The following is a 23,301-nucleotide window of genomic DNA, read 5'->3' on the forward strand; positions in this document are numbered from 1 at the left end:
CATGTCGAGTCCAAACAACACCGCAGTCGACGCTCATTTAGATACCCAAAAAGGCCTTATTGCCTGGTTCGCCCGCAACCCGGTGGCCGCTAATCTGCTGATGGTCGGCATTCTGCTAATGGGCGTTTATTCAGCCATGAATATTCGCAAGCAGATGTTTCCGATGATCGAAAACACCTGGATTAACGTTTCTGCCACCTACCGAGGCGCCGCACCGGATGAAGTGGAAGAAACCATCACCACCAAATTCGAGGAAGCCTTTCAGAGTATCGAGGGTTTAGAGCGTATTATTACCCGCAGTAATCGCGGCTACGCCACCGCCGACCTGGAAGTGATGGATGGCTACGACGCCCAGGACGTGCTCGACGATGTAAAATCTGCAGTCGACGCCATTTCCAGTTTCCCTGCCGGTATGGAGCCTGCCCGCGTAAAACACGATAAATTCCGCCAAGAAGTGATGTGGCTGAATATCGCCGGGGACGTTTCCATTCGCGAGCTAAAGCAGCTGGGAGAAACCATCCACGACGAGCTGCGCGCCCTGCCGGAAGTAAACATTACCGAATTCTACAGCGGTGCCGCATACGAGATTGCCATCGAAGTCAGCCAGGACAAGCTGCGGGAATACAATCTCAGTTTTAACGATATCGCCAATGCTGTGCGCAATTTTTCGACCAACCGATCTGCCGGTGAAATTCGCGCAGACGCCGGCCATATTTCAGTTCGAGTGGAAGAACAGGCCTATATCGGTTCCGAGTACGAAAGCATTCCGCTACGCAACCTCGAAGACGGCACCCGCCTGGTTCTGAGCGATGTCGCTCATGTTAGCGATGGTTTTGAAGAAGGCGTGAACTACGCCAAGCTGGACGGAGTGAATTCTCTGACCTTTTTCGTGGGCGCTTCCCGCGACCAGAGCATTACCGATGTATCCAAAATCGTGCTCGAATATGTTAATAAGCGCCAGGCCACACTGCCTGAAGGTATTCGCCTAGAGCCGTGGGCCGACCTCACCTACTATCTGAACGGCCGCTTGAACATGATGCTAGAAAACATGTTCTGGGGCGGTATTCTGGTATTCCTGATCCTTACCGTATTCTTGCGTACCAAGCTCGCCTTCTGGGTCATGATGGGGCTGCCAGTCAGCTTTCTCGGCGCTTTAGCCCTGCTCCCACTGGGCATGATTGATGTCACCGTCAATGTCGCCAGTCTGTTTGCCTTTATTATGGTGCTTGGGGTGGTGGTGGACGACGCCATTATTATTGGTGAAAGCGTCTACACTGAAACCCAGTCTCGCGGCCTGTCTATGGACAACGTAATTCGCGGTGCCCAACGGGTTGCCGTACCCGCCACCTTCGGTGTGCTTACCACTATGGCTGCCTTTATGCCTATGGTGCTAGAGAGCGGCCCGCAGTCGGCCTTTCCCCACGCCATTGGTTATGTGGTGGTCCTCTGCCTGCTGTTTTCCCTGGTTGAATCCAAGCTTATTCTCCCGGCTCACCTGGCCGCCATGTCGCAAGAAAATGTTAATTCACGCAATCCGCTCACACGCTTTCGAAAGACCGTGGATACCAAATTACTTAACTTTATCGAAACAAAATACCGCCCATTTTTGGAAGTAACACTCCACTATCGCTACACCGTGCTGGCGGGTTTTATCGCCATGGTCTTGCTCACCGTCGGCCTCTTTGCCTCCGGTGCTATTCGCATGGTGATGATGCCCAAAATTCCTCACGACTTTACCAATATCGTACTGGAAATGAATCCGGATGCTCCTGAGAGCGCATTGCTCGACGGTATGTTTGCCATTGAGGACGTGATTCGCAAGGTGGAGAAAGACATCGAAACCGAGTTCGGCGCGCCTATGGTTGAAAAGGTACTGATGTACGATCAGGGCCGCACCAAAGCGCGTATTGAAGCCAAACTGGTCGAACCCGAGCTGCGCCCAATGGACGCCTTTGAACTCTCCCGCCGCTGGCGCGAGCAAATGCCGCCCATTTCCAATATGAAAAATATCACCGTGATCGACAGTATTTTCCATGGCGGCACCAGCGATGGCGATATCAATTTCCGTATTAAAGGCCGCAATATAGATGAGCTACAAGCAGCCGCAGCCGAAATTAAAACCGAGCTAGCAAAAATGAAGGGCGTTTCGGAAATCAACGACAGTGAACACCAAGCGGCCAAAGAAATTCAGTTCAAGCTTAAGCCTGTGGCCTACAGTTTGGGACTAACTACCGCCGATGTGGCCGGGCAAGCCAGCTTTAGCCTTTACGGCATTGAAGCGCAGCGCATTATGCGCGACAGGCAGGAAATTCGCGTAATGGTGCGCTACCCCGAAAACGAACGCAACACACTGGGCTCCATTAACAGTGTATTGATCCGCACCCCCGGTGGTGCCGAAGTTCCCCTGTCAGAAGTTGCCGATATCGAATTTACCGAGGGCGTAAACCAGATTTATCGTGAAGAGGGCAATCGTGCAATTAGCGTCTGGGCCTCCGTCGATTTCGAGCAAGCCGAGAGCTTCAAAATTGCCGACACTATAGAAAAAGAGGTCTTCCCCAATCTGCAAAAACGCTATCCGTCCATTCAGATTGAAGAAGCAGGTAAGCTGAAGGACGACCGAGAGGGCTTTACCACGCAGATACTAAGCATTCTGGTGATATTGCTGCCCATCTATGTGCTGCTGGCCCTGCCACTGAAATCCTACACTCAGCCACTGATGATAATGTCGGTGATTCCCTTCGGTGTGATCGGCGCAGTTCTCGGCCATGTCATTCTCGGAATGGACGTCAGCCGCATGTCGCTGTTTGGCATCTTCGCAGTGGTGGGGGTTGTGGTGAACGACTCACTGGTCATGGTGGACTACGTTAACCGCGCGCTGGAGCGCGGTGAAACCCTGATCGAAGCCGTTCTCCACGCAGGTCAAAAACGCTTTAGGGCGATCGCACTGACCTCACTCACCACTTTTACAGGCCTGATGCCCATTATGTTCGAAAGCAGCCTACAAGCGCAGATTGTGATTCCTATGGCTGTATCGCTAGCCTTTGGTGTGCTCTTTGCGACCCTGGTAACTCTGGTGCTGGTACCCAATCTCTACATGATTTCTGCCGATATAAGCCCCAAACACCGACGCGCTAAAAAAGCGGCGCGCGAAGCTTGGCTAGAAGCAGAAAGCACCTAAAGTTTTATACGAGGTTGTTTTAAAACACCTCATTCCTAGCCTGCCGGAATCTTTTTACCGGCAGGCTTTTTTTTGGCTATATTGCCTTAAAGTATTGAGAAAGAAGTACGCGCAAAACCAACCACGCCCTAGCTTAATTCAATATTCCAAGGTAACAATCCCTCAACCTGCTCAGCACTCTGCGCGCTGGGAAGCTCTTTAACAATGAGCTGAAGATAGTCGAACACATTAAGCCCATTGGCTTTTGCGGTTTCGATTAGACTGTAAAGATTTTCGCTAGTCTTGGCACCAGCTTCGCTTTTACTAACCATCCAATTCTTGCGACTAATGGTAAAGGGGCGTATGGCTCGTTCAGCCGCGTTATTGTCGATTGGGTAATTGCCATCACCTAAGTACGCAACCAAGCGATCCCTCTGGTTATGCAGGTACACCAGAGTTTCCCCAATTTTTGTTTTGAGAGCAACGGTTTGTAAGCTTTTTTCCGCCCACGTTGTTAGCTTTTCGAGTATAGGTTTCGCGTCCTTAAACTTACTACGCGCATGGGCCATGCGGCCAGAACGTTGTATTTGGTATTGATCGCAGGCTTTTTGATATATTTCTTAGCCCTCAGCCGTAATGGCGGTGCTGTCTTGACTGAGCAGGTTTAGAAGCGCCTTCTGACTGCGCGTATCGGAACACACATGATCGCCGATGACCGGTATTGCCCATAACCCACATATAGCTTTTGCTCTGTGCCGTTTTGCCGGGCTCGTCTAACACTTGTAAGGTTGTTCCATCCACGTGCAGGCATGGCTGTTTATGTGGATGATCAATCAGTAGATTAATTAGTGGCTGCACTAGTTCACCACACTTCACCATCCAGTCGGCCATATTGGTTCGACCTAGTTCAATACCGATACGCTTGAATATCTCACTCTGACGATATAGGGGCAAAGCATCCGCGTATTTCTGGGTAGCGATGTAAGAGAGTAAGCTTGGGCTGGCAATGCTCTTTTCGATGGGCTGTTTCGGCTTGCTTGCAGTGACTATGCGGTTCTCGTACTTTAAACGCTTGTGGCGTACAACTTTGATTTTGGCCGGAATGATGCCCAACTGTTCGTGATCTTCACTGCTAATGTTTTGAGTTCGGTGCCATCGTGCGGGCAGACCTTCTCTGCTTGGGGTAGATCGTTAAAAATTTCTTCACGAGGGAGATTGCTGACACGCGACGTGTGGGTACCGGAATGGTTTTTAACTGTTGTGCTGCCAGCTTCTTCGCATTCGGCTTCATTAAACAAGCCTAGCTGGTCAGGTGACGATTTTTCACTGGAAGAACCAAAACGTTTACAGAGAATCTGCGGTCAATATTGCCCAGTTTTAAAAGCGGAGATATTCTGCTTGGTGACGCCATTTATGGAAGCTATTTTGCGTAAGCCGAATGTATGGCACGATCCATAGATGTCGTTTTTGAGCAAAATGGAATGAGAAAGCGAAAAACGGATTTTCGTAAGGGCGTTAAGCTGGGAGCCAGAGATCACCTCATTCGTTTACCAAAGCCCAAGCAATGCCCAGAATGGATGAAGCAAGACGATTATCACGCGTTACCAGAAGAGTTGACGATAACGGAAGTCAGAATTGGAAACAAAATATTGATTACCTCGTTACTACGGCCTAACGATGCACCGCGAAACTCTTTGAAGGAGCTTTACCGTCAGCGCTGGCATGTAGAACTGGATATTCGAAATATCAAAACAACATTAGGAATGGAAACCTTGGTTTGTCGTACACCAGATATGGCTGAGAAAGAAATGTGGATATATTTTCTGGCATAGAACCTTATTCGAATTATCATGGCTCAATCTGCAACGCTGGCAAACGTACAACCTCGCGCTCTCAGTTTTAAACACACGCTGCAGTTATGGTTGGCCTGGAGTCGTCAAGTGGAATATTGTGATGAAAATCAATTGAAGCAACTGTTCAAGTTAGTCGGGGAGCAGCAGGCAGGTAATCGGCCTGGTCGCATAGAACCGAGGGCTGTTAAACGGAGGCCGAAACCTTTTTCTTTACTGACAAAACACCGGAAGTTAGCGCAGGCGGAAATATTAAAAAACGGGCATCCTCCAAAGCAGCGAGAATATAGAAAAACCGGAAATGCTGAATGATCTAGTTTTTGGCGGTCCTAAAGTAAGTGCCATTCCGGCCTGCCCCCGGGTTTTGTGATTTTGTTTTGGGGATTCAGGGCAAGCCTGCCAAACGGAGGGCTGCGTCCAAACTGCAAAAACAGATCGAGCAGATCGCATTATTGCCCAGAGCAAAACAAAAGTTTCGTCAACGAGATGCTCGATGCCCTTATCAAGCAGCAACAGGAGTCCTAAAAACAAAAACTAAAAAGCCCAGGTCATTTCTGACCGGAGCTTCTTGCCACTAGAGGGAAAACAATTAGAAAATAAAAATTATTTTCCTATTGCTCCGAACCTGTTGATTTCTTCGAGAACAGGTTATATCCGCAATGACTGCAGGCTGGAAGCACACTATAAAATATGCCAGATCTAAAAAATGGCATTTTACAGCTAGGGCAGTCCTTGTTAAAAACGAACACCCCCATCATTAAGAAAACAAGCCCATAGACCACTGAAAAACAAAAAGCTATGTCCTCCCCGAAAAACAGCACTGAAATACTTACGAAAACAGGGAAGCACAAAAACAATAACAAAACCCTCTTATACTGTGCTCTCAATATTTGACGTTCATTTTTCATCTTCATTCTACCAACTCAAAATATAGAAAAACTGCTCCCCGGTAGGGTTGTTAAAAAGCCTGGAGAACCTGGACCAAAATTCATTCCCATAGTTTTTCCAGAGGTTGTTTCACCATAACAAAAACCAACAGGTCCAGTATCGAGCTCTATTTCAAACCCATTTACATCTTTAGGCGGAGTATTCCCCGTATAAAATCCAAACTCTATCTCCGCTCCAGCTTCTACCCCAATAACCCCGCCAAAACTATCGATGGGACCAACACCATTTGATCCAATATAGAAACCCTGCACTAAGGAAATCCCCCAAACCAAAGAACCCTCGATGTTGCCTGTGACATAAAAATCCCATAATCCTTTTGGATCAATTCTACTCAACGGATTATCCCCCACATAAGCATAAGTATTAATCCCAGCCTCAAGCCCAATAGGATCACTCTGAACGTATCGTCCAAGACTGGGGTCATAACTCCGCATCCAATTGTAATGCGTCTGTGTCTCCACATCAAAATACTGCCCCGGAAACCGCAAATTATACGTAAACTGATTCAGCGCCTCGTCATTTGTTTCTCCAAACGCCTCGCCCTCCCAACGCCAAACAATAGTACCGGATGAGTTCGTAGCAAACCTCGGTGTGTACAAATGATCCGTATGCAGGAAAGAAACCGTCTCAGTGCCCGCCACAGAATCTATCTGCGCCACTGGGCTCATGCCATTCCAAATGTAATCCTTAATTAATTCACCGGTTGCACGAGTCTCTGTGATGAGCATGCCGTGGCTATCGTAGTGATAAATAACCGTACCGTCGGCGGTGATCTTTCTCGTTCGTTGCCCCTGGGCATTAAAAATATAGGTTGCTATGGGCTCGATAACACCCGGAGCGAACACCTGGTAACGGCGATTGGCATCGTTGTAGGTAGTGGCGCGGGCAACGATGGTGTTGAGGTTGGCAGGTTCGTCGTTGTCGAGCTTTTCGGTTAATAATAAGCGATTAGAACCCGCCAGATAAGTGTATTCCTCCTCGTTGAATTCGGCCTGGCCTTTACGCAAGCGGTTGCCACTGAGGTCGTAATTAAAGGTTGAAGACTGGGCATTGTCGATACTGTCGCCAATGAGCCGATCTAACGCGTCGTAGTGGTAATCACTGGTTTGGGGTGTGGTGTTGCGCGTAATGAGGTTGGAGTTGGGGTCGTAGGTGCGGCTACCAATGCTGCCGCTTTGGTAGACGAGGCCGCATGCATGAATAATCGGGAAGGCGCCTAAGGGATAAGGAGGACGACCAGAGCTAACAAAACCCAGCACTGACGGATATGTGAAATGTAAGACGCGACCCCGACTCTTGGTACGTTATCTGGAAGAACGGTTTCAGGTGGCTGACGATACCAGCGCCGTCACCAGCCAACTGGTTAAGCTGATGGGTGATTTTCAGATCGGCGGTAAGCAGGTGCATGATGCCAATATTGTCGCCACCATGCTGGCTTATGGTATTCCCTCTGTGCTGACGCATAACACGGCAGATTTTAAGCGTTTCGATACAATGATTGAGATTGAGGGAATCAGCCCATAACACAAATCCCAGCGCTTGGCTGGGATTTTGCTTAATTCACTCCGACCCCTTACCACTTTAATTAAAGAATTAAAGTGGATGTGCTATCTATTTTTCCCCAAGTAGTATCATATTTTGCCACCCAATAATGTATGGAAATGGGTGGCAACCCAAAGATATTCAATGAACCCTATAACTACTAAAGCCAGAAAAAATAGAATGCTAATGGAAATTCTTGTTTTTATGGATGTGCTATCACTTGCCATTCTAAAGGTAAAAAAAGCCCCAATAAATGGCATTGCAGCTATCAACAATCCCAAGTCATTTATGATCGATCTTTGTTCATCCATTACAAACACGAACAAGAAATCCAATATGCAAAGGTAAATTAAAAAGGCAATTGCCAATGACACATTACCTAAGATAATTGCCCGGTATCATCAGTAATATCAACGCATCACGGTCAATTTCTTGGGTATAAATATCATGATACTCATAAGGAATAATCATGACCAAAACAAACACCATTACCCGTTACTTTCAAACATCAGCATTTAGGTTATCTGATACAGAAAGCTTTCACTCACTGTCGTGTGTTAACCATATTATCACAGTGATGAAAGCGCATGGTTTAAGCCATGAGCTTGATGATGATTATATTGCTTTATCACTACCATCATCAGCATTCACTACCAGTGATTTCGATGATATTTCAGACAAGATTACTCGTGATGATTTGCTCAATATTGTTGAAGCAATTGAATTGCATATCCACCATGATGATGCCTGTAAACTAGTGTATGTTGAGTCGAAAATCGGCGAGTACTTTGATTGCTTTTCATCAACCATCGAACGCAATAACGCAGTGACCAGCAAGGTAGATTGCAGCCAGTTTAATCGGATTTCAAGAATTTCAGCAGAGGGTGTTTCATCATGAAATTTCTTGACCTGATGGAATCCGAGACAGACCAAAAGAGCAAACAACAACCTAATTCATCATTCATGAACATGCTTCATCATTTCGGTGAATTCATCACCAATATTGATGATGCGAAACCCGATTCAGAGATGTGCATTGATGCACTTGCCAATAAAAAAGAGCCAGAAGAATTACTTCAACTGACTCTTGATATTGTTCGTTGTATGTTTGAACCAAACCCCGTTGGTACATGGTTACTTAATGGCAATCCCGATTTCCTTGATGAAGTTATCAATGACAGCGGCAATATTGCTTACTCGTCATCATCACTATCAACAACTGATAACTGCAGCAATCACATTACCGAAACCATCATTCCATCACTGGAATTTCAAGGTTGTCAACCATCATCAAACCAACCCGTATACGCCATCATCACCACTCATAGTTCCAACTTAAACACTGAATCCATCGAAGCCACAAGCAGCGCAATAATCGATGCGTTTGATATAAATGATGATACTGCCATTCACATCGGTTACTGTCATGATGATGCCTTAGCCGACACTGTGAGAGTGTCGGTTATGGTTTCTTATGTATGTTGCACCTCAAAAGAAACGTCAAAACCAATGCCTGAATAACACCTAGCGTCACTAAAGAAGACCAACACATAAACCATAGGTGCTTCAATAGCTTTTGAGATTGGTAGTGCTCCGTTATAGACAGCACAAAATTATCATAATAAACCAAAGACAATAAATTGTGAGTGATAATGCTTACCACCCACCCGATAACAGCAGAGATTACTAGCACCACAAGGAAGTGCCACTTATGTTTAGATAATTTATTAATTAAGAGCCAAACAAGGATGGTCTGCAAAGGTATCGATAAATATGCAGGGTAAACTCTTATAAATGAATCCACCCACCAATAAACAAACGCAGTAACTAATAAAAACAATAATAGAACACGGTTGATTAAAATCATCCTCCATTCACCTTGGCGGCTCCAAATTGGTCTGAAAGATTTCCGGGCCAAAATGTATCTGGCTGCACCCCAGAAAATACCCCTGATGCATTTAATACACTAGATGCACTCATTGAACACCCTAAAGCACCTGAAGTAGGCGCACTAATAATGGCGCTTTGTATTGCCAGTTCTTGTGCTTTAGACGTATCCTTACATTGTGATTCTACAGTATCACCATCAGATTGATGATAAGCATTAAAACCATCAGTATTCTTCGCATCGACATACTCTCCACCACCATTTTGCTGACTATAGCCTCCGTTAGGGTCGTAGATAGTTCCTAGATTTGTCATCTGGACAGCAGAATGAACACCTAACCCAGCACTATTTCTAACCGTCAACAAGCATGTTTTTAGTCCATAAGGGTCAATTAAACTAATAGGATTCCCACCCACATAAGCATAGGTATTCATACCACCCGTCAAACCAATCGGGTCAGATTGCGTATAGCGCCCCATCTCTGGGTCATAGTATCTGTTGATGTTATACCAAAGCCCTGATTCACTGTCATAATATTGTCCCGGAAAGCCAATATTCATACCACCGATTTTATTGGTCACAACTTGTCGCTTAAAGCCTTGGGACTTGACTGCAAATACCACATCGTAAGTACTACCACTTGCAACATATACTAACTGTGGCCGACCCGTTTGATCATGCAGCACCGAATACAGCTTACCATTCATCACAAAACCTACCAGTACCGAACGGAAATAAATATACGTTTTATCTATAGCCGTCGAATCTGCTTTGGTTTCCGCACGTAATAAGCCTCTACTATCGTACAAATATCGATAGTGATTAATTACTGCGGGGCCGCCTTGATTCTTCCGCGCATACTTTGACACACGCTGATTGGCGTAATTGTATATATAGTTGGATTGACCAGTATCGTATTTATAAAATCCGGTCATTCGCTCCAAACTATCGTAATAATACCGATATTTTGGCGCAGCAGATGTTGTACTCCTGCGGTGCTCTTTCAGGTTACCTACCTCGTCGTAAACGAGTGGTTCCGAACCGATTTTGGTTATGTGGTTGCTGTCGGGATCAATAACAAAATCTTTCGGTGGCTGAGAACCAAGCTGGTAGGAATCGCGATTTCCATTGGAATCATAAACATAGGAATAGCTACCTGGCAAATAGGTTGTGTTGTTATATTTTTCACGTTTCAGCCGCCCGACATCATCATAAACATAATTATATTGACCTTCTGGCCCACCCACCACTTTTGAAATGGCGTCTCGATTATCATAGGAAAACGACTTGTTATAAAAATAGTTATTATATGCAACGAGCCTTCCGTCAAGATCAAACTTCTTAGTCGCGGTAATGTTGCCCCCCCCCCAAGGAGTTGCCCCCTGGCCATACTCCCAGACTTCTTCTCTCAGCCCTTGGGTCACCTCAACCAGTGGTAACCAGCTACCACCGTTAATTTGTACCATTACCTTGTTGGCATTCCCGGCAGTATCATAGCCGTAGCGGGCATTAACACCTCCCGGCAGGCTTTCTAAATAAAGCCGTCGATAACTATCATAGCCGTAATTAATGGAATACGTCGCCCCATCCACCTTGCTTGTTTGACGAGCGAGATTTCCGTCAGCCGTATAGCTATAACTCGTATAACCGGAATTATCAGTTACCGCACATAGGCGGGCCTTACCAAACTGACAGCTTTGGCGAGCAACTACATCGCAATAAGAATCGTAAGAGTAATCAATATTTTGAATATCACTCCCTTCAGCTTTCACGTTACCGCGTCGACCCAAGTTGTCGTAATCGTACGTAATCGTTGTATTGCTAGCTGTTTCAATCTTGCGCAATAGGCCCCCAGTAGTGTACTCGTACTCGGTTACTCCTGTATCTGCGCTAACCAACTGTTCGACTTCACCAAACCCGTTGCGATTATAGAGTGTGGAATTTCCAAGAGCGTCCTTGACCTCTTTAAGGTAGCCTAAACGATCGTAATAGTACCGGGTTATTTCATTTTCCTGATTTTTAGACCACTCCAGTTGGCCATAAGCATTGTAACTAAACGATACAACATGCCCCATAGCATTAGTAACGGTCTCTACATTACCGCCAGGCGTATAAGTGTAACTCTTCAACTGCTCATTTTGACCATGGTCGACGGTTCTATTCCCAAACTCATCATAGTCAGCATCAAGCGTAACAACGTTATTCGTTACTACGCCACTGGCTGTGACTAAGTTGGATTTAGACGAGGTTATATTGTTGAGTAAATCGTACTCGAACGCTTCTTGCCTAATAGCATAATTATTACCAGCAAATAGACTCTCGATGGTTTTTGTTCGCCGAGCTTCATCTAGGTTGTATTTTACGTAGTAACCTGCAGGGGCGGTGATTTGTTTTATTTGGTTATCGCCGTAATATTCTATTTTTGTAACTAAGCTGGAATAACCGATAACCGAGGTTTGCTTGAGCCTACCTCTAGCATCATAAGTGAAGTCTGTAGGAATTCCATTCGGATCGACCATTTGATATGGCAGCCCTGCATCTGAAGTACGATAATTGTATTTAACTACGTGCCCAGCCCCGTTTGTAACCTTCTCCAGATCACCATATGAATTGTATTCAGATATGGTTTTATCACTATCTCCGTCTTCTGGCCCATCAACAGTTGTCTTTTTCACAACGCCGCTATCATAAAACTCATAAGCAAATACATGCTTTCTCTCAGGAGTATAATCACCGCTACCATACTTGAGGGCTTTAGTAGTTTTATACATTAATCGACCAAAATACGCGGCGTCATCCTTTCCTCCATAGACATACCTGATAACTCTAGCAGGAACCAACTGCGTAGGCTCTAGGCATGAATCACCTACGGCACAAAGGCTTGGATTTCTCGCTCCATTCCACACTTTTAAAGTGCTCAGCTGCCCATTCACTCCCCACCAATACTCTTTCGTTACTCCATTTACATACTCGGATTTAACGTCGCCCCCGTTTTTCCAGTATGTGTAAGCTGTTCGTTTTCCGTTCCAATCCTCTTTAAATTTCACTTTGGATCGCGGATCGTCCTCACTGTAGTACTGGATTTCTTTTGCTGCTCCAGGACACACCCCCGTAGAATTTTTGTCCACACCAATCAAGCGCTTATGGTCGTCATAGGCATATTCTTTCACGCCACCTTTCGCATTTGTAACTATTCGCTTATTTGCCGCAGTACTAAATGTGGAGCGATTAATACCGCCAACGAGACCGCTGTATTTTACCCGACCATATTCATACTGGTAGTCCCCCCGTTTAACGCCATCGACATACTTGGCAACGATATTTCCATTTGGCTCCCAATCATATTTTAGGCTTCCAGTCCCTTCTGGATATACAACCTCTTTTAAAAAACGATTCGACAGTTTGGTAGATGACCCTATAGGCTCAATTACATACTTAACCTGCTTACCGTTGGGCAATGTTATCGCATCTAATACAGGGGGAAGACCGCTAACAGAAGAAGACTTCCAATTAAATACCAGTTTACGGCCGGAGCTATGTAAAACTTCTACTAAACTATTATTTTCGTATTGTAAACTCCATTCTTTACCGCTTTTATAGGGAATAATTTTTCCCAAGCGGCCAACGCTCGAAAACACATAGGAAGACTGGCCCGCATTTTCATATATCCAAGTACTACCACTTTTGTATATTCTCTCGCTATCATTCGGATCCCGGCTTGGATAGTAGTCGTTACTATATGGGCCAGAGATGATCCTCAAAAATCCACTTTGCTTTAGGTTTTTAATAACGCTAATAGCTATTGGCAGCCGAGAAGCATCGCAGTCGCCAACCGCACCTCTACCCATAACAAACCAGCAGGCTTCAGTTTTACTATAGTCTAGCCTTATCTGGGTATCTAATGTGGTAGACCAACTATTACCAAAGATACCAGGTATTTGCCAGGAGCCTATTTTACTCTGAGATAGGGAAGCGTATCCTCTTGAAATATTGAGCGGAAAACCACCTGTACCAAAATAGTCGCGCTCATGTAGAACTTTTTCCGCATCTCTAATAATGACAGGGCACGGTGATTTCTCACCCCCATCATCACTGAGCTCTTTATCTTTTTCCTTAGCGCTTTTTGCGTCATTGCTATACAAATCCGCCATTGAGGCGAAACCCTCTATCGCCCCAAGCCTCGCCAATAAATCGGTATTGCTTGCGTTAAGCAACAACTCATTTCTTCTGGCATCTCGCATTTTTTTACATCAGACAAGCTTGGCCCGGTGACTTTTACTACCTCTTCTTTTTTTGCCACCCTCATCGTCATCGTTCGGGTTGGGATCTTCAGTGCAATTTACTCGAACATCATACGATACAGTAGAATCACCCTCTAAAGAATTAACAACAGCCGTCGCTGATGTCTCACACTGGGAAAAAGCGGCATTTGAAAAAAAGCATATGCCCAGCAGAAAAATTAAACCTATTGCTGGACTGCACCGAAAAAAGTTAAGGTGTTTTTCATTATCATTTCCTTTTAATAAACTCTATTCACAACGACGTTAGGCCATTAAACTTAAAATTTCTCTGACAGCTTGGAGATACGCACTCCCTTTGGTTGGATATTTGCGGCACAATCGCTGACTATCACCCGTCTCAAATAAACTAGCCAAGAGACGGATTGTATTTATGCGGTAGAAATAGAAAGCTTTGAGATAGCGAACACTATAAATCGACCTGAAAAGATTCTTAGACAAGCTCTAAGCTATCGATTTTTCAGTTTGAATATTCACCGCTTCGTTAAATACCCAAATTGAAACGACTTTGCGTGTTAACGTCTGCATCCATGAGATATTATGATGCCTCGAACGAGATGGGTACCGGCACTAAAGAGTCAATAATAAACCGACCAACCCATCCGTTAGTATGAATTTAGATCAAATATCGACCGTACCGTATGATTTTCAATCAAAATGAATGTAACCGGATACACTGCAGGGTCTCTACTCAAACAAAAATTGTCACTAAATTTGATATATGCCAAATAAAAAGTGTGTATCTGTTGCATGCGCGATGCGGATCGCGGTTTGAAAAGTGGTTGGCTCATCTGGCTCTGTCAGTGCAAACTATCAAGAGCTAGAGTATTTATTTTTTGTTAGCGATCAGACAAGCTCCCTGTCCTGTTAGTTTCGATACCTCAAAATACATCCAGATGTATTTCGGGAATTCCAACAATATACTTTTCGTATTCTTTATTGATTCCTCGAAGGAAGGAGTTTCCCACTCGAAATTTTTTCGCTGTTTCAAATTAACGAATTGAATACTTTCCACATAGTCCCGCTTCCATAACTCATACAAGCTGCCATCGTTATAAGCGTTATTCCGGACAAGCCTCCACCTAATCCTCGGGTTTTAGTATTCTGGTGGCACGCGCACAAGAATGAATAAAGAACGACGATGCCCTAAGTACCCACTAGACCGCAACCATAAGCCTTTTGGTGGTATTTTCAGGCGGTGGCTTCCAAAGCCACCATGATATTAATCTCACCCGTAACCGTCCACCTGCTCGGGTGCTTAACTTACCCCCTGGGTATGTTTTAGCTCCAGGGGGGTACCTTCGAGGTACTCCTCACCCACCTCTGAACTATGCCTTGGGCATGCTTTAACTCCAAGGACGGCTCTTCGAGCTACCCCACCCCCACCCCCAGGCGACCCCTTGGCAATGTTTAAGCTTCAGGCGCGCTACCTTTTATACGAGGTTGTTTTAAAACACCTAATTCCTAGCCTGCCGGAATCTTTTTACCGGCAGGCTTTTTTTTGGCTATTTGTTACCCAGTATCGATTCAGGTAGAATCGCCGCCCTCTTCTGTCCCTCCTAATAATAACGCTACATAGACAGCTTACTCACGCCGATAGAATGTTAAGCCTCGACGGCTGTTCGGCCATATTCGTTGAATTTAAAGGAAACACTATGTTGCTCCATTCAACCAAGCAAGACTGGTTTGGCAATTTGCGCGGCGATATTCTCGCTGGGCTTGTGGTCGCTCTGGCGCTGATTCCAGAAGCCATCGCCTTTTCCATCATTGCTGGCGTAGACCCAAAGGTTGGCCTCTATGCTTCGTTTTGCATTGCGGTAGTTATTGCCTTTGTCGGTGGCCGCCCTGGAATGATCTCCGCCGCGACTGGCGCTATGGCGCTGCTAATGGTTACGCTGGTCAAAGACCACGGGCTACAGTATTTGCTGGCGGCGACACTGCTAACCGGGTTGCTACAGATTGTGATGGGCTATTTAAAGCTGGGCAGCTTGATGAGCTTTGTCTCGCGATCGGTCGTAACCGGCTTCGTCAATGCGCTCGCCATTCTGATTTTTATGGCGCAGCTGCCGGAACTGACTAATGTTACCTGGCATGTCTATGCCATGACCGCCGCAGGGCTTGGTATTATTTACCTGTTTCCCCATATTCCCGTCGTCGGTAAAAGCGTACCGTCGCCACTGGTGTGTATTCTCGCCTGTACAGCGTTCGCAATGACCACGAGTTTGGATATTCGCACCGTAGGTGATATGGGCGAGCTGCCCGACACGCTGCCGATCTTTCTATGGCCGGATGTACCGCTTACCTTTGAGACCCTGCAAATTATCTTTCCTTATTCCGCAGCACTGGCTGTGGTCGGTCTGCTCGAATCACTGATGACCGCCACCATTGTGGATGACCTTACCGATACTAAAAGCGATAAAAACCGCGAGTGTAAAGGCCAGGGTATTGCCAATATTGGCGCCGGTTTGCTGGGCGGTATGGCCGGCTGCGCCATGATCGGTCAATCTGTTATTAACGTAAAATCTGGTGGACGCGGACGCTTGTCGACTTTTATTGCGGGTACCGTGCTGTTGATACTGGTGGTCTTTCTCAACGACTGGGTGGCTCGCATCCCCATGGCTGCATTGGTGGCGGTGATGATTATGGTCTCCATCGGTACCTTTAGCTGGGAATCTATCCGCAACCTGAAGCGTTACCCCCTGTCCACCAATATGGTGATGATAGCGACCGTTGTGGTGGTGGTGTGGACGCACAATCTCGCCTATGGTGTATTTGTGGGCGTAATGCTCGCAGCTCTGATTTTTGCCAATAAGGTGAGCCACTTTATGTATGTAGAAAGCGAGCTGGACGAGGAACAAAGTATTCGCCGCTACGCTATCCACGGGCAGGTATTTTTCAACTCGGCCGATAAATTCCTCGCTCAATTTAACTTTAAAGAGGCTGTTGAAAAAATTATTATCGATCTTAATCGCGCGCACTTCTGGGATATTACCGCTGTTCACTCGCTGGATATGGCCGTTATCAAGTTCCGCCGTGAGGGTGCAGAAGTCGAGATAATAGGCCTGAACGCTGCCAGCGAAACCATCGTCGACCGCTTTGGCGTTCACGATAAACCAGAAGAACTAGAAAAAGTATTGGGGGGACACTAATGAGCACACAAAAACAACTGGTACTGTCCTGTATTGACGGCGCGCAATTTAGCTCTGCTGTATGTGACTATTCCGCATGGATCGCAAAAACGGTTGATGCACCTTTAAAGCTGTTGCACACCATTGAGCACAGCCCCGCGCCGGTAGTCGCCGACTACAGTGGCTCTATTGGTTTGGGCTCGTCGGAAGAGTTACTGAACGAGTTAACCAAGGTAGAGGCCGGTCGCAGTAAATTGCTGCTGCAAAAAGGTAAGCTAATGCTGCAGGCGGCAAAAGAAAAAGCCATCGCCGCTGGCGCAAGTGATGTGCGTATGTGTCAACGACACGGCTCGCTATCGGAATCACTGGTCGATCTTGAAGAACATATTCGTGTATTGGTCGTGGGTATTCGCGGCGAGCAACACGAAAGTAACGACAAAGGCATCGGCCAGCAGCTAGAAACCACAATCCGCGCACTGCACAAACCCATCCTGGTGGTAAACAACGCATTTGCTCAGCCTCAAACCATTATGCTCGCCTACGATGGCAGCGAAGCTGCACAGAAAGCATTGGATATGGTAACGACCAGCCCGTTGTTTAAAGCCGTTTCCTGCCATCTGGTACACGTTGTCGCTAAAGAAACAGAAAATGATAGCGTGCTGGTTGCGGCAAAAGAAAAATTAACCCGCGCCGGTATTGATACCACCAGTGTCTGCCTTGTGGGTAAAAACGAAGACGTGTTGCCTGAATACCAGGCCAAACACAATATTGATCTAACCGTGATGGGCGCGTTCAGTCACAATCGCGTACGCGATTTCTTGTGGGGCAGCTTTACCGTAACCATGCTGCGAAAAACTCAAAAACCTTTATTATTGTTGCGTTAAGTTATCGGTTGGGGTCGGCGTTGCTTACCCCAACGGGTTCTTTGCCAAGTAGCCGTCCAGCACCTTTGCAAACATCTGTCGATCCGCCTGACTCAGCGCCGGTGGACCGCCGCCATGCTCACCACTCGCGCGCATGGTCTCCATAAAATCACGCATATTTAAACGTGCACGGATATTGTTAGGCGTAAATTTTTCGCCTCTATGGCTCACCACCATACCGCTTTTTTCAATCACTTCTGCCGCCAGGGGGATATCGTTAGTGATGACCAAATCATTGGGGCTCACTCTCTGCACGATTTCATTATCGGCCACATCGAAGCCCGCCATCACCTGCAGCATCTTAACGCTGGGAATACTAGGCAGCGCTAAGCGCTGATTCGCAACAAACGTTACCTCAACTCCGGTGCGCTGCGAGGCGCGAATAAGTATTTCACGAATCACAACGGGACAAGCATCTGCGTCCACCCATATTGCCATACAAACGTTTCCTAAAAGTGCGCAGGCATACTAACACTAAAGCATCAGCCACTTGTTTTTTATCAATTCAGCTCTGGGTATAACGTTCCGCTACACCAAAATTTGATACTATCCCAGCACCTATTTAGAACCACAAATATAACAACACGAGAGAAAAGGTAAGCCAATGACTTCGACCGCTAAGACCAAACACCCCTTGCTTTGGGTGCCTTCCAGTTACTTTACCATGGCCCTTACCTACAACATGCTTACGGCAGCCGCTGTTGTAATGTTTAGCAACCTGGGGATGGATAACGCACGAGCAGCAGCATATGCCAGTGCGCTCGGCCTGGCATATACCGTTAAACCGTTATTTGCCGCATTTCTTGAAATGTACAAAACCAAAAAGTTTTTTGTATTGGCGAGCCAAATCATTCTCGGCGTAGGCTTTATTGGTGTTTCGCTAGTAATGAGCCTGCCAAGTTACATCTCCATTATGCTGGTTTTCTTTTGGGTGTTGTCTTTTGTTGGCTCAGCCCAAGACATTACATCCGACGGCGTATATGTTACCTCGCTCGACGCAAAACAACAGGCTCTCTTCTGCGGCTGGCAGAGCCTTAGCTGGAACCTGGGTAAATTGGCAATGATGAGTGTGATGGTGGTGCTCAGCGGTCTACTGCATCAGCATATTTTTAACCACGACCCACATGTATCCGGCCCCGAGTGGAGTAAATCCTGGCAAATCGTTTTCGCACTGATGGGAGCCATTATGCTAGCCATGGCCGCCTGGCACTGGAAAGTTATGCCCGAAGGTGCACGCGCCGAAAACACACCTAAAACCCCCGCTGAAGCCATTAGCACTCTTATGGATGCTTTTGTCACCTTCTTCCAAAAACGCGGCATTTGGATAATGATCGGCTTTGCCCTGCTGTTCCGCGTCAGTTTCGGTTTTTTGAATGCACCCAGCATGCTGTTTATGAAAGATGCTGTCGCCAATGGCGGGCTGTCTTTAACCAACCAGCAGTTCGGTATTATTTACGGCACATTCGGCCTTATTGCACTGCTTATCGGCTCTTTGGTTGGCGGCGCCTACGTTGCTAGAAGAGGTCTCGAAAAAGCTCTGTTTCCTCTCTGCTTTTGCGTCAACATACCCAACGTTACCTTCCTGTTGCTGGCCATCTACCAACCCGAAAGCCACGCCGTTGTGACTGCAGGTGTAGTAGTGGAACAATTCTTTTTTGGCATTGGCTCCGTAGGCTTTATGATCTACTTAATGCAACAACTGGCACCGGGTAAATACGCCACAACGCACTATGCCTTTGGTACCGCGCTAATGGGCCTGTGCATGATGCTAACCGGTATGGTAAGTGGCGCACTGCAACAAATTATGGGCTACGTTGGCTACTTTGTTTTTGTTATGGCCGCCACTATCCCCTCCTTCCTGATTTGCTGGTTTGCACCTTTCTACGTGAAGCACAATACAGACGAAGAAACTGAGGTTAGCGCCGAAGCCGCTACCGAATAAGCGTCGTCGATAATTCGATACCCGGCCACGATTCAATGCTGCCCCATATATCACTCATTGATTATGGGGCATTCACACCACTCACCGGGCTTTTAGAATACAAGAGCACCGTGAGCTAGCAATTCGATATTGGCCACGGCGCTACACCATCAATTCCCCCCTGTCGGCTCGAGGCCAGCGTCCATCGACAATTACTCCTGCAGTGTTCTAATGAACTACATCCGTGTAGTAAAGCTGGAGACGGTCGCGGTAGTAGCCAGATCCCTAGTGGAAAATTTTGTCGCGCAGCCCTAGGCCTTGACCGGTTTTTTGCTTATCAGAATCCATTGTTGATTTAGCTTTTTCTCAGCTTTAAAAAAACCACATCGTGACTATCGATATTAATCTCCATATTTTTATGGGTGGTTCCCACCGCCTTATTCTTCCACACATCCTTAATATTGTATGTCCCATTGAGGAAATCAAAGTGCTTCCAATTAATACGCAGGGTAAAGGCTTTATCTCCCGTGTTATGCCAGGCAATTGCCCATTCATCATTGGATAATTCTTTTACATAAATCACCTTGTCCAGGTGTTTCATATAGCGATACGCTTGCTTACCCAGCTTGTCCTGATTGATAGCAATGGCATCTTTGTTGGTAAGGATGGCGAGGGTCTCGGGCGTCATTTTGCGTAAATCATTGCCCGCCATTAGCGGAGCCGCCAACATCGACCACAGGGTAAAGTGTGAGCGTGATTCTGCAAGGCTTAAACCGGGGTTACCGACCTCCAGCATATCCGGATCATTCCAGTGCCCGGGGCCGGCATATTTTTCCAAGCCCTCCTGCAATTGGAGAATAAAACGCAAACCCATATCGTATTCACCCTGGCAGTTGTAGCAGTCGGTAATGTCGCCCGTGGTTCGCCACAAATGGCCAATATCCTGTGCCCACTCCCAGGGTTTGTTATTGCCCCATTCGCACAAACTAAACACCACAGGCCGTTTCGCTGCGTACAATGCATCGCGCATTGTCTTGTAAGTTTCCGGCGCATTGGCCGTCCCGGTTGCGCACCAGTCATATTTCAAATAGTCAACACCCCAGGAGGCATAGAGCCTAGCATCTTGATATTCATGCCCCCGACCACCAGGGAAACCATTACAAGTACGCGTTCCCGCATCGTTATGAATACCGAACTTCAAGCCGTTGGCATGAATATAGTCGCCCAACGCTTTCATACCGCTGGGAAATTTTTTGGGGTCAGGCACCAGGTTGCCGCCGTCATCCCGCTCTAAGGCTTCCCAGCCATCGTCTACAACCACGTAGGTATAACCCGCCTCTCGCATACCACTACTAACGAGAATATCGACCGTTTCTTTGATCAGTTTTTCATTCACCTCGACCTCGAATGTATTCCAGCTATTCCAGCCCATAGGGGGCGTGAGCGCCAAGCCTTCATATTTTTGCGCCTGCGCCAGTGCGGCCAGGCAAAGCACGGTGAAGGTTAGAATTATTTTTTTCATGCGATGCTCTCTTTGTCGAAAATAGTTTAACGGTTAACCCGGCAGTACCTATTGTCTGGTCAGTTAGCGGCACGGGGATGCTCCGCCACGACCTGAAAAACAATGAAAGCCCCTGAACCAGCGGCCGCTCTGTAACCGGTTACACGAACTTTGACACATTGTCTTTGTCATAGCTAGCGACTCACTAGAAATGCCTTTCAAGTCGCTATTTCATGGAAGAAAAACACACCACAAACAACAAGCCGGATACCGAAAGCTTGCTCGTTCCGCTAACGTTATCGGTGATCGTTCACCTTTCATTTGTCCCTTTGGTTTTTTCCTGGGCAAACCCGTTCAGTCTCAGCGCAGATAAAAACCCATCCATCGCTAAAAGCCAGCATGTACAGATTACTTTAGTGCCCACCCCAAAGAACAATCCAGCCCCCGCCAAAACCACAAAAGCCACTAGCCCGCCGCCAGCGGATAGCAACAAACGCCCTGCGCCGGCAAAAAAACTGCAGGAAAAAATCCCTGTACCCCACGCGAAAATAAGTGAGCAAAAAAAAATGCTCGACCATTATTCAACGAGTTACACTCACCCAACACAAATCGCGATACGGTAATATTCGATCCCACGTTAAAACAAGCGCTAGACCACTCCCAAATTCGCGCAAAAAATAGAAATCGAAAAACAAAAGCACCGAAAACCTTCTACGAAATATCGGGAAAGCGGATTGTTCAGAAAGGCGATTATTGTTTTACATTTACAGAAGGTCACGACGAAACAGACTATGGCCAGTGGTCGCTGCCGAAAAAGTGTGGCAATAACACTCGCGAATCTGAGACCATACAAGCGGCAATTTCCGAAACACTCAGGCGATACCGGCAAGCTAACGACGTACAAAAGTAAACACTTAAAACACCAATACGCCTGCCTGCCGACACAAACTGACATAGGCTCTAGATCTGGCAAAACACCCTAGAAGCGCAGCGTATTAGCAGCGCGAAAACGCCGATCAGAGAGTCGGTCGACTATGGCCGGGCAATATAGTGGCCTCTGTTCCGATGGCTGCGCACCCCTCTCCGCTTTGTGGCGAAACATTGCACTCATACACACGAATCCAATCTACGAGAAACGTTTGGGGAAAAGCACTTTCATCAATTCCTCCCCGGTTTACGTTCTCTGGCCAATCACCGCCGACGGCAAAATTTATCAGTAAGTGAAACTGTTGATCGCTATCGAAGGGAGCGCCGTCGCTTGCATTTACTAGCCCGGCCGCGGTGTCATATTGAGAGTACCAGCCAGATGATCGTTGTGTCGCATAATGGAATCCATCGACATACCATCGAATTTCCCCCTCCTGCCACTCGAGCGCATAAATATGAAAATCGTCTGCGGGATTTAGCTCGCCTGGAAGTTGATAAGCTTCGCCGCTGTAAACATTTTCTGGCCAGCTACGACCATAATGCAAGGTGCCATGCACACGGCTTTCGCCGTCCACTTTAAGGTTAACGGCCTCCATAATATCGATCTCTCCACTGGCCGCCCAACCACCGTAGGGAGAATCTGTTGGCAGCATCCATACGGCAGGCCAGGAACCCTGCCCGAAAGGCAACTTTGCCCGAAATTCGAAGCGACCAAATGTCCACTGCTGATGATGCTTTGTCGTCAGTCGCGCAGAGGTATAGGGCAGCGTTACCAGATCACCAGACAAACCATCGTAGCCGTTATAGTCTGTATGATCTTCACGGCGCGCAACAATATTGAGTAAACCGTCGGAAACAAAAGCGTTACTTTCACTCTCGGTATAACATTGTTTTTCATTATTACCGCCACCCCAGCAGCTTAGCTCCAGGTTCCAGTCTTCCCGGTTTATTTCTGCTCCATCGAACTCATCACTCCAAATTAGCGACCAATTTTCTGACACTACGGGAAAGGGCAGCGGCTCTGGAGCAGCGGTCGGTGTCGGTGTCGGTGTCGGTGTCGGTGTCGGTGTCGGTGTCGGTGTCGGTGTCGGTGTCGGTGTCGGCATTATCGACGGAGATGCGTTTTGACTTCCGCCCCCACAGGAGGACAAAAAAATAGTCGTGCTGACCAGCAAGGCAAAAAGAATTCCACAATTTTTAACTGTTTTCATTGGATAA

At 46.8% G+C, this 23,301-nt stretch carries 17 protein-coding genes; 9 read left to right on the top strand and 8 right to left on the bottom strand.

Features of this window, described 5'->3' with window-relative positions; translation table 11 throughout:
- Position 1: 1 nt before the first annotated feature.
- Positions 2 to 3,178, top strand: coding sequence for an efflux RND transporter permease subunit (locus H5715_RS14090; protein ID WP_075188308.1), 3,177 nt, complete (start codon positions 2 to 4; stop codon positions 3,176 to 3,178).
- Between the two features lie 128 nt (positions 3,179 to 3,306).
- Here the strand turns inward: H5715_RS14090 and H5715_RS20275 are convergent, their stop codons facing one another.
- From H5715_RS20275 to H5715_RS20285, 3 genes are read right to left on the bottom strand one after another with little or no spacing between them, the layout of a single operon-like run.
- Positions 3,307 to 3,774 carry an IS66 family transposase gene (locus tag H5715_RS20275; RefSeq protein WP_343044319.1) on the bottom strand — a complete coding sequence of 156 codons (468 nt, stop codon included), beginning with the start codon at positions 3,772 to 3,774 and terminating at the stop codon, positions 3,307 to 3,309.
- Positions 3,775 to 3,784: 10 nt separating this feature from the next.
- The gene (locus H5715_RS20280) at positions 3,785 to 4,270 is read right to left on the bottom strand and encodes an IS66 family transposase (protein WP_075188310.1); all 486 of its coding nucleotides are present in this window, start codon (positions 4,268 to 4,270) and stop codon (positions 3,785 to 3,787) included.
- Entirely contained in the window at positions 4,222 to 4,512 is a 291-nt protein-coding gene (locus tag H5715_RS20285; protein WP_425507045.1) for an IS66 family transposase, read from the bottom strand. Before H5715_RS20285 ends, H5715_RS20280 begins: the two co-directional genes overlap by 49 nt.
- 87 nt (positions 4,513 to 4,599) lie before the next feature.
- Here H5715_RS20285 and H5715_RS14100 point away from each other — a divergent pair, with 87 nt between their 5' ends.
- Complete coding sequence (locus H5715_RS14100) at positions 4,600 to 4,989, top strand: transposase (protein ID WP_185906541.1); 390 nt, start codon at positions 4,600 to 4,602, stop codon at positions 4,987 to 4,989.
- Positions 4,990 to 5,930: 941 nt separating this feature from the next.
- Here H5715_RS14100 and H5715_RS14105 read toward each other — a convergent pair.
- Positions 5,931 to 7,214, bottom strand: coding sequence for an RHS repeat domain-containing protein (locus tag H5715_RS14105; protein ID WP_075186936.1), 1,284 nt, complete (start codon positions 7,212 to 7,214; stop codon positions 5,931 to 5,933).
- A 67-nt stretch (positions 7,215 to 7,281) separates the two neighbouring features.
- Here H5715_RS14105 and H5715_RS14110 point away from each other — a divergent pair, with 67 nt between their 5' ends.
- The 3 genes from H5715_RS14110 (at position 7,282) to H5715_RS14120 (ending at position 9,018) form a co-directional block, all read left to right on the top strand.
- Positions 7,282 to 7,479 carry a PIN domain-containing protein gene (locus H5715_RS14110; protein WP_185906542.1) on the top strand — a complete coding sequence of 66 codons (198 nt, stop codon included), beginning with the start codon at positions 7,282 to 7,284 and terminating at the stop codon, positions 7,477 to 7,479.
- A gap of 487 nt (positions 7,480 to 7,966) precedes the next feature.
- Positions 7,967 to 8,395 (top strand): hypothetical protein, encoded by a 429-nt coding sequence (locus H5715_RS14115; protein WP_075186939.1) that lies wholly within the window; start codon positions 7,967 to 7,969, stop codon positions 8,393 to 8,395.
- Positions 8,392 to 9,018 (top strand): hypothetical protein, encoded by a 627-nt coding sequence (locus H5715_RS14120; protein WP_075186940.1) that lies wholly within the window; start codon positions 8,392 to 8,394, stop codon positions 9,016 to 9,018. The genes H5715_RS14115 and H5715_RS14120 overlap by 4 nt, the downstream gene beginning before the upstream one ends.
- A 342-nt stretch (positions 9,019 to 9,360) precedes the next feature.
- On the opposite strand, the gene H5715_RS14125 is transcribed toward H5715_RS14120, so the two are convergent.
- Positions 9,361 to 13,626 (bottom strand): RHS repeat-associated core domain-containing protein, encoded by a 4,266-nt coding sequence (locus tag H5715_RS14125; RefSeq protein WP_075186941.1) that lies wholly within the window; start codon positions 13,624 to 13,626, stop codon positions 9,361 to 9,363.
- A gap of 1,712 nt (positions 13,627 to 15,338) precedes the next feature.
- Here H5715_RS14125 and H5715_RS14130 point away from each other — a divergent pair.
- Positions 15,339 to 16,832, top strand: a complete 1,494-nt coding sequence (locus H5715_RS14130; RefSeq protein ID WP_075186943.1) for a SulP family inorganic anion transporter — start codon at positions 15,339 to 15,341, stop codon at positions 16,830 to 16,832.
- Positions 16,832 to 17,695: a universal stress protein gene (locus H5715_RS14135; RefSeq protein ID WP_075186944.1), complete on the top strand. Its 864-nt coding sequence runs from the start codon at positions 16,832 to 16,834 to the stop codon at positions 17,693 to 17,695. The genes H5715_RS14130 and H5715_RS14135 overlap by 1 nt, the downstream gene beginning before the upstream one ends.
- A 24-nt stretch (positions 17,696 to 17,719) precedes the next feature.
- On the opposite strand, the gene H5715_RS14140 is transcribed toward H5715_RS14135, so the two are convergent.
- On the bottom strand, positions 17,720 to 18,172 hold the full coding sequence (locus H5715_RS14140) for a YaiI/YqxD family protein (protein ID WP_075186945.1): 453 nt from the start codon (positions 18,170 to 18,172) through the stop codon (positions 17,720 to 17,722).
- Positions 18,173 to 18,338: 166 nt separating this feature from the next.
- Here H5715_RS14140 and H5715_RS14145 point away from each other — a divergent pair, with 166 nt between their 5' ends.
- Entirely contained in the window at positions 18,339 to 19,676 is a 1,338-nt protein-coding gene (locus H5715_RS14145) for an MFS transporter (RefSeq protein WP_075186946.1), read from the top strand.
- A 334-nt stretch (positions 19,677 to 20,010) separates the two neighbouring features.
- On the opposite strand, the gene H5715_RS14150 is transcribed toward H5715_RS14145, so the two are convergent.
- Positions 20,011 to 21,177, bottom strand: coding sequence for a glycoside hydrolase family 27 protein (locus H5715_RS14150; protein ID WP_075186947.1), 1,167 nt, complete (start codon positions 21,175 to 21,177; stop codon positions 20,011 to 20,013).
- A gap of 212 nt (positions 21,178 to 21,389) precedes the next feature.
- On the opposite strand from H5715_RS14150, the gene H5715_RS14155 reads away from it, so the two are divergent.
- Positions 21,390 to 21,779 carry a hypothetical protein gene (locus tag H5715_RS14155; protein WP_075186948.1) on the top strand — a complete coding sequence of 130 codons (390 nt, stop codon included), beginning with the start codon at positions 21,390 to 21,392 and terminating at the stop codon, positions 21,777 to 21,779.
- Between the two features lie 393 nt (positions 21,780 to 22,172).
- On the opposite strand, the gene H5715_RS14160 is transcribed toward H5715_RS14155, so the two are convergent.
- Positions 22,173 to 23,294: a glycoside hydrolase family 16 protein gene (locus H5715_RS14160; protein ID WP_221892296.1), complete on the bottom strand. Its 1,122-nt coding sequence runs from the start codon at positions 23,292 to 23,294 to the stop codon at positions 22,173 to 22,175.
- Positions 23,295 to 23,301 lie beyond the last annotated feature (7 nt).

The sequence above is a fragment of the Teredinibacter haidensis genome (assembly GCF_014211975.1).
GTDB lineage: Bacteria > Pseudomonadota > Gammaproteobacteria > Pseudomonadales > Cellvibrionaceae > Teredinibacter > Teredinibacter haidensis.